Below are 7132 nucleotides of genomic sequence, written 5' to 3' on the forward strand. Positions count from 1 at the left end.
ATGAGCCGCACGGCGAAGATCGCGGCGGCCGGCGCGCTGGGCGGCCTGCTCATGACGCTCACCGTCGCGATGACCATGCGCGAAGAGCGCCGCGTCAAGACGATCATCGTCCCGGCCGACGAAAACGCCGCCGATCTTCTGACCGATGATCTTCGCCGCTGCCGCACGCTCACCATGCCCGACAGCGGCTGCGAGGCGGCCTGGGAGGAACGGCGCCGCCGCTTCTACGCCAGGGAGGACCGGCCGTGAACGATACGGGCGTGATCGACACATTTCTGGGTGTCTTCACCGGCTATATCGACAGCGGCTTCGGGCTGCTGGGCGGCGAGGTCGCCTTCCTCTCCTCGACCCTGATCGTCATCGACGTGACCATCGCGGCGCTGTTCTGGGCCTGGGGCGCTGACGAGGATGTCCTGGCGCGCCTGGTGAAGAAGACCCTCTATATCGGAACCTTCGCCTATATCATCGGCAACTTCTCTTCGCTGGCCACCATATTGTTCGACAGCTTCGCGGGGCTCGGTCTCAAAGCCTCGGGCGGCGGCATGGCGCTTGCCGATTTCATGAAGCCCGGAACCGTCGCCGGAACCGGCCTCGATGCCAGCGCGCCGCTGCTCGATGCAACCGAGGATCTGGTCGGGCCGGTCGGCCTGTTCACCAACTTCCCCGAGATCATGATCCTGCTGGTCGCCTGGCTCATCGTCGTGCTGGCCTTCTTCGTGCTCGCCATCCAGGTGTTCGTCACCATCATCGAGTTCAAGCTGGTGACGCTCGCCGGCTTCGTGCTGCTGCCGTTCGCCTTCTTCAATCGCACCGCCTTCATGGCCGAGAAGGTGCTGGGGCATGTGATCTCGTCCGGCATCAAGGTACTGGTCCTCGCCGTCATCACCGGCATCGGCACGACCCTGTTCAGCCAGTTCATTGACGCCGGCCTTGGCGCCGAACCCGATATCGACCAGGTCATGGCGATCGCACTCGCCGCGCTGACCCTGCTCGGGCTCGGCATTTTCGGTCCCGGCATCGCCAACGGCATCGTCGCGGGCGGTCCCCAGCTTGGCGCAGGGGCCGCGGCCGGCACGGCGCTGCTCGCCGGCGCTTCGCTGGCGGGCGGCGCGGCCGGTGCCAGGCTCGCCGCAGGAGCTGCCGGCCCCGCCGCTGCTGCCGGAGGCCGGGTGGGTGCCGCCGCAGCGCGTGGCGGCGCCCGTGCCGCCGGGTCGAGTGCCGCAGCCTACAGCATGGGCTCATTCGGCAAGAGTGGCGCCAGCGCTGTTACAGGCGGCATGGCCGCCGCCGGACAGAACGCCCTTGGCGCGGCCGGCAAGGCGGCGACCTCACCTTTGCGCAAGATGGCCGACAAGGCGGGACAGGCGCTCAGGTCGAACTTTCGTGGCGGCGCACGCTCGGCCTTCGGGGTCGAGCCGCAAGGCGCAGCCGGCGCAACCGCCGCTTCCGCGCAATCGGCAGCAGGCGCCACGGCTCCGGCCAGTGGCCCGCCTGCCTGGGCCAAAGCCATGAGGAACCGTCAGGCGATGACGCAAGGCGCCACCATGGCGACCCACACGCTCAAGGGCGGCGACAGCCATGGCGGCGGCAGTGGTCCCGATGTCTCCGACAAGAGCTGACTTCTCGAAAGGACGAACCCCATGTTTCGAAGACCTTCCATCCGCTATGGGCAAGCGCCCGATCCGGTCACGCCTTATCAGCGCGCCGCCCAGGTCTGGGACGATCGCATCGGTTCGGCGCGCGTCGCCGCGAAGAACTGGCGGCTCGCTTGTCTAGGTGCGCTTGCCCTGTCGGGCGGTCTGTCCGCCGGTCTGGTCTGGCAGTCGGCGCGCGGACACATCACGCCCTGGGTGGTCGAGGTCGACAAGCTTGGCGAAGCCCGGGCGGTCGCGCCAGCCGATGCCGAATACCGCCCGACCGACCCGCAGATCGCTTTCCACCTCGCGCGTTTCATCGAACAGGTCCGCTCGATCCCGGCCGATCCCATCGTGCTGCGCGAGAACTGGCTGCGCGCCTATGACTTCGCCACCGACAAGGGCGGTCTCGCGCTCAACGACTATGCCCGGAACAACGATCCCTTCGCGCAGGTCGGCAAGGTGCAGGTCGCGGTCGATGTGTCGAGCGTGATCCGGGCCTCGAACGACAGCTTCCGCCTGGCCTGGACCGAGCGCCGCTATCAGGACGGCGCTCTGGCCGAGACCTCGCGCTGGTCGGCCATTCTCACCGTCACCGTCCAGACGCCGCGCACGCCCGATGCCGTCGCCAAGAATCCGCTGGGCGTATTCGTCAATGCCCTCAACTGGTCGAAGGAATTGGCCCAATGAAACATGGTCCGCTTCGCAAGGCCGTGCCCGCCTTGCTCATCTCCGCCTCGTCGCTCGGCGCCTGCGCGACCAGCGCGGCGATGCCGCCCGCAAACCACGCGCCGCCTGAGACAGCCACGACACCCGCAGTCGAACCCGAGCCCGCGATCCGCATCGTGGAGATCTCGCGGCCGCTACCGCTTCCCGGCCAGTTGAAGCCGGTGGGAGACAGCGCATCGCCGCCGGAGCCGGCCGATCCGCGCCGCCGTGTCGGCGCGGCCAATGATGCCGCCCGCGTCCAGCCCGTTCGAGACGGCTTCCTCAACGCGATCCAGCAATATCCTTGGGAAAGCGGCGCACTCTATCAGGTCTATACAGCGCCCGGCCAGGTGACCGACATCGCGCTTCAGGAAGGCGAGCAGCTTGTCGGCCCCGGACCGGTCGCGGCCGGCGACACCGTGCGCTGGATCATCGGTAACACGGTGAGCGGGACCGGCGAGGCGGCGCGCGTGCATATCCTCGTGAAGCCCACCCGGCCCGACATTTCCACGAACCTGATCATCAATACCGACCGGCGCACCTATCATGTCGAGCTGCGCGCTACCCCCTCGACCTGGATGGCCTCGGTCTCCTGGACCTATCCGCGCGACCAGCTCATCGCGCTGCGCGCCGCGCAGGCGGAACGGGCGCGTGACATGCCTCTCGCCTCCGGCATCGACGTTGCATCTCTCGATTTTCGCTATCGGATCGGCGGGGATCGTCCCGACTGGCGGCCGGTGCGCGTGTTCGATGACGGGCGTCAGGTCTATATCGAGTTTGGCGAAGGGGTGGCGCGGACCGACATGCCGCCGCTGTTCGTGATGGGAGACACGGGCGACACGGAACTGGTCAACTACCGCGTTGCCGGTCGCTACATGATCATCGACCGGCTCTTCTCCCACGCCGAACTGCGGCTCGCGTCCGGCCGGCGCGTGGCGAGGGTCAGCATCGAGCGTGAGGACCGCCGTCGTAAGGGTCGGTCATGAGCGGCTCCGGCACGCAAGGGCCTGAAATGGTCGCCGCGGTGCCTGGCGATAACGCGGAGACGCCGGATCGCACGACGAGCGCCGGTCAGGAAACCGCGCCAGCATCCGCTATCGCCCCGCCGCAGGTCCATGATCCCCGCGCGTTCAGGCTTCGCGGCGATCCGCCATCGGTCATGCGCCTTTCGCGCAAGGCGCTGGCATCGATCGGGGCGGTCGCTTGCTTCGGCATTGGCGGGGCGCTGGTCTATGCGCTTCTGCCGGTACAGCATGCCGTGACCCCGAACCTCATCGAGACGGAGAGCCGGAACAAGGCCGACAAGGTGACCGCCGCACCGGATAGCTATGACAAGGTGCCGCAGCTCGGTCAGCCCATGCCCGGGGATCTCGGCCGTCCGATCCTCTCCGCACAGCAGAACGGCCGCGCCGTGCCGATGCCGCCCATGGGATCACAGGCGGGTCAGGCGACCGATCCACGGATCGCGGCGCGGGAGCAGGCACGTCAACGCATCGTGCAGGAGCGGGATACGGCCCGTACCAGCCGGCTGTTCCTTGGCGGGGCGACGAGTGGCGGAGGCGCCGACGCAGTGTCCGCTCAGCCGGCCCTGGCGACGCCGCAGCCAGACATCGCCGCGGCGCCGGCGGCGACCGCCAATGGCAAACGCGGATTTTTGACCGTAGCGTCCGATCGCACGACGGTCAGCCATGAGCGCATCGTGGCGCCAGTCTCGCCGAACATCCTGCAGGCGGGCAGTATCATCCCGGTCGCGCTCATCACCGGCATTCAGTCCGATCTTCCAGGTCAGATCACCGCGCAGGTGACGCAAAATGTCTATGACAGCCCGACCGGACGGATATTGCTCATTCCGCAGGGATCGCGGCTGATCGGGGAATATGACAGCGAGGTCTCCGCCGGCCAGAGCCGCGTGCTGCTTGCCTGGGACCGGCTCATCCTGCCGAGCGGACGCTCGATCCTGCTCGACCGCCAGCCGGGCGCCGATGCGTCCGGCATGGCTGGCCTGCGCGATGGCGTGAACTATCATTGGGGCAATATGCTCAAGGCCGCGCTCATCTCCACGTTGCTCGGGGTGGGCACGCAGCTCGCCACCGACAATGACGACGATCTTGTCCGGGCGCTGCGCTATGGCACCCAGGACACCATCAACCAGACAGGTCGTCAGGTGGTGCAGCGCCAGATCAATGTCCCGCCGACACTGACGGTGCGGCCTGGCCATGTACTTCGGATTATCGTCACGCGGGACCTGGTCCTCGAAGCAGTGCAGGGAGGACGGCCATGAGCAAGCTGCGTCTGGGACCGATCATCGAGGAAAAGCCGGTGAAGCTCAGCGTCGAACTGCCCGGCAGTCTTTATCGCGATCTGTCCGATTACGCGAAAGCGCATGGCAAGGAGACCGGCCTTACCGAGCCGCTGCCACCCGAGCGGCTGATCGTGCCGATGCTGGAGAGGTTTATCGCGAGCGATCGGGGTTTTGTGCGATCGCGCGGCACGCGCCGCAGTTGATGCAACAGAACTGGAGGCGATTGCACTTGCTATCTTATTGTGATCACGAAACTATGTTGCACCGCTGCTCGGCGGCGCAAACGACCGGGTTCCGGCGCGCATGTTCAGGCTCACGCTAAAGGCGCCGGTGCTCGCTCCCAACGCGTGTTACTCATCGCTCGGTCGTTTGTTTTCGGCCAACCGTGGCGATTATAATTGAATTATAAAATTCAAACCGCTGCACAAAAAAATCATCATGCCTTCGCGACTCGCCAGGAGTCGTTTTGATGTTGGAAGGACTTGATGATGGCTGTTGTGAGCAACATTCCTCACGATGAAATGATCGATTTCGGCGCTGCAAGCACCGAAACAAAGGGCAAGGGCGAACTTGTCATCGATACCGGGTCGTCTGAACAGAATCTCATGGGGATTTCTGACGACTGAACTGTTTGGCGTGTGCGAACTCCATTTCGTACACGCCAAACACTTAGACGGCTCTAGCGATGACCACCTTAAGCTATTGCGTTTGTAACGATCGCGCTGTGTTCCTGGATACAGAAAATGATCGCTACTTTGGGCTTTCCGCACCATTGAATGAAGCATTCCTTCGATCGCAGGCCGTAATGGGGAATGCGGTGATGGATCCCTCGTCATGCTTTGACCCACATGACAGCGCTGCACTGCCGATTATGCCGAAGGCATCTCGATGCCTTCAGGCACCACCAACGCAAGAGAGTGAACCGGAGGCTGGTTCCTCGTTCTTGCTGCATGCTGCGGTGGGCCAGTTGATGGCGCAACATCGCCTGGAGCGCTGGACTTTCCGGCGCATCATTGACCATGAGCGAAGCCGCAGAACCAATCGTCAACGAGGGATGCAGATGCGTGATATCTCTCAGGTATATGGTGCCTTTAGGATTCTGTCGTCGTGGTTCGGCGAAAAGGATCTGTGTTTGGTGCGTTCGCTTGCGTTTCGAGCAGTTGCCTTTCGGGTTGGTTTTAGCCCTACCCTGGTCATTGGCGTGAAGCTTGATCCGTTCGCAGCCCATTGCTGGATCCAGGCGGGGGATCGCGTCGAAAATGATAGGCTGGAGCGCGTCACCCAGTTTACGCCAATTCTGGCTGTCTGATGCCGTTTCGGTTTGCCCTCGTCGTTGGTTCACACGGTACGCCATTGGAGGACGTAAAGCGCATCGCGAAACGACTGGATTTCGAGCATATTTCAATTTCCGAGAGTGTTGTGGTGCTGGTGAATCAGCCGAACAACTGTACGATTCTACCCGCGTTGCGCGGCGTGATAGTTGGACAATATTTCGACCAGATGTCGACATCGGACCGTTGTCGTCCGTCCATTTATCAATCCACAGACATTGAAGACGCGGCGGGCGCCTTCGAAGTCGGGTGGGGCGCCTATGTCACCTGCATGCTCGGGTCCGACTGTGTCGATATCGCTCGAGATCCGTCAGCATTGCTACCATGTTTTTTCAGCCGTTGGAAGGAGCTGTGGGTTTTCGCTTCCGATGTCCCCTTGATCGCCAGCGTGACTGGAATGGCATTGAATGTAAACTGGGAGGGGGTCGCCCGCTCGCTGTTTGCGAATGGCCTAATTGAAACGGGGACGGCACTGAGCGGCGTTCAAAGGCTGCTTCCTGGCTCTCAAATCCGCATCCGCGCCGATTCCGTCGAGATCACACCGATATGGTCTCCCTGGCGTCATGCGAATAAGCCACATGGCAGCCCCGAAGAGTTCCGAGAGGTCGTCCTATCGGTCATCGAATCTTGGGCAACACGGTTCGAAACGATCCTTGTTGGTGTCTCTGGCGGCCTGGATTCTTCCATCGTTGCATCTGTCCTGCGTCGCGCCAATCGGCGCTACATGCTGACAGTGTCGACCGACGATGCGCGCGGCGACGAGCGACCCTACGCTCGTGCGCTTTGCGAGCATATCGGGTTTGATCTCATTGAGCGACGATATGAACTGGCAAATGTGGACATCACGCGATCGAGCTTCATCCATGCGCCACGGCCTGGTGGGAGGGCGCAGCTTCAAGCCTATGATAAGGTCGTGTATCAGGAAGCCATTCGATGTGGCGCGAACATGTTTTTCACCGGCTTGGGCGGCGACAATGTCTTCTATTCCACAAGCTCGGCGCGTCCGCTTGTGGATCTCTTTCTCGCCAAAGGCATTACGCCGGCATTCTTTACGACGCTGCGCGACATCAGTCGGCTTACCGGCGCGGGGCCGTGGCAGATATTGCGACAGGCGCTCAGCGTTCCACGCGCCCTTGGTCCCAAGTACCGGTGGAGAT

Annotated in this window: 9 protein-coding genes; all 9 read left to right on the top strand. The window is 63.4% G+C overall.

Going from position 1 to position 7132, the window contains the following annotated elements; all coding sequences use genetic code 11:
- A complete protein-coding gene (trbK-alt, locus tag AC2YHA_RS18555) occupies positions 1 to 249 on the top strand; it encodes a putative entry exclusion protein TrbK-alt (protein WP_487402807.1) in 249 nt (82 codons plus the stop codon).
- Entirely contained in the window at positions 246 to 1619 is a 1374-nt protein-coding gene (trbL, locus tag AC2YHA_RS18560) for a P-type conjugative transfer protein TrbL (protein ID WP_487402808.1), read from the top strand. Before trbK-alt ends, trbL begins: the two co-directional genes overlap by 4 nt.
- A 21-nt stretch (positions 1620 to 1640) precedes the next feature.
- Positions 1641 to 2324 (top strand): conjugal transfer protein TrbF, encoded by a 684-nt coding sequence (gene trbF / locus AC2YHA_RS18565; protein ID WP_487402809.1) that lies wholly within the window; start codon positions 1641 to 1643, stop codon positions 2322 to 2324.
- Positions 2321 to 3328, top strand: coding sequence for a P-type conjugative transfer protein TrbG (gene trbG / locus AC2YHA_RS18570; RefSeq protein ID WP_487402810.1), 1008 nt, complete (start codon positions 2321 to 2323; stop codon positions 3326 to 3328). Before trbF ends, trbG begins: the two co-directional genes overlap by 4 nt.
- The gene (locus tag AC2YHA_RS18575; protein WP_487402811.1) at positions 3325 to 4623 is read left to right on the top strand and encodes a TraB/TrbI/VirB10 family type IV secretion system protein; all 1299 of its coding nucleotides are present in this window, start codon (positions 3325 to 3327) and stop codon (positions 4621 to 4623) included. The genes trbG and AC2YHA_RS18575 overlap by 4 nt, the downstream gene beginning before the upstream one ends.
- The gene (locus tag AC2YHA_RS18580) at positions 4620 to 4847 is read left to right on the top strand and encodes a DUF2274 domain-containing protein (RefSeq protein ID WP_487402812.1); all 228 of its coding nucleotides are present in this window, start codon (positions 4620 to 4622) and stop codon (positions 4845 to 4847) included. The genes AC2YHA_RS18575 and AC2YHA_RS18580 overlap by 4 nt, the downstream gene beginning before the upstream one ends.
- Positions 4848 to 5132: 285 nt before the next feature.
- Positions 5133 to 5270, top strand: coding sequence for a benenodin family lasso peptide (locus AC2YHA_RS18585; RefSeq protein WP_487402813.1), 138 nt, complete (start codon positions 5133 to 5135; stop codon positions 5268 to 5270).
- A gap of 59 nt (positions 5271 to 5329) precedes the next feature.
- The gene (locus AC2YHA_RS18590; RefSeq protein WP_487402814.1) at positions 5330 to 5953 is read left to right on the top strand and encodes a lasso peptide biosynthesis B2 protein; all 624 of its coding nucleotides are present in this window, start codon (positions 5330 to 5332) and stop codon (positions 5951 to 5953) included.
- Positions 5953 to 7132, top strand: a 1180-nt coding sequence (locus AC2YHA_RS18595; RefSeq protein ID WP_487402815.1) for an asparagine synthase-related protein, incomplete at its 3' end; no start/stop codon positions are given. The genes AC2YHA_RS18590 and AC2YHA_RS18595, both read left to right, overlap by 1 nt.

It is taken from the genome of Sphingomonas sp. SRI_018 (genome assembly GCF_057586275.1).

What these genes read in the sequence shown, in the direction of transcription:
- trbK-alt (WP_487402807.1), top strand. Translation starts at nt 1, where the DNA reads ATGAGCCGCACGGCGAAGATCGCGGCGGCCGGCGCGCTGGGCGGCCTG.
- trbF (WP_487402809.1), top strand. Translation starts at nt 1,641, where the DNA reads ATGTTTCGAAGACCTTCCATCCGCTATGGGCAAGCGCCCGATCCGGTC.
- trbG (WP_487402810.1), top strand. Translation starts at nt 2,321, where the DNA reads ATGAAACATGGTCCGCTTCGCAAGGCCGTGCCCGCCTTGCTCATCTCC.
- AC2YHA_RS18575 (WP_487402811.1), top strand. Translation starts at nt 3,325, where the DNA reads ATGAGCGGCTCCGGCACGCAAGGGCCTGAAATGGTCGCCGCGGTGCCT.
- AC2YHA_RS18580 (WP_487402812.1), top strand. Translation starts at nt 4,620, where the DNA reads ATGAGCAAGCTGCGTCTGGGACCGATCATCGAGGAAAAGCCGGTGAAG.
- AC2YHA_RS18585 (WP_487402813.1), top strand. Translation starts at nt 5,133, where the DNA reads ATGGCTGTTGTGAGCAACATTCCTCACGATGAAATGATCGATTTCGGC.
- AC2YHA_RS18590 (WP_487402814.1), top strand. Translation starts at nt 5,330, where the DNA reads ATGACCACCTTAAGCTATTGCGTTTGTAACGATCGCGCTGTGTTCCTG.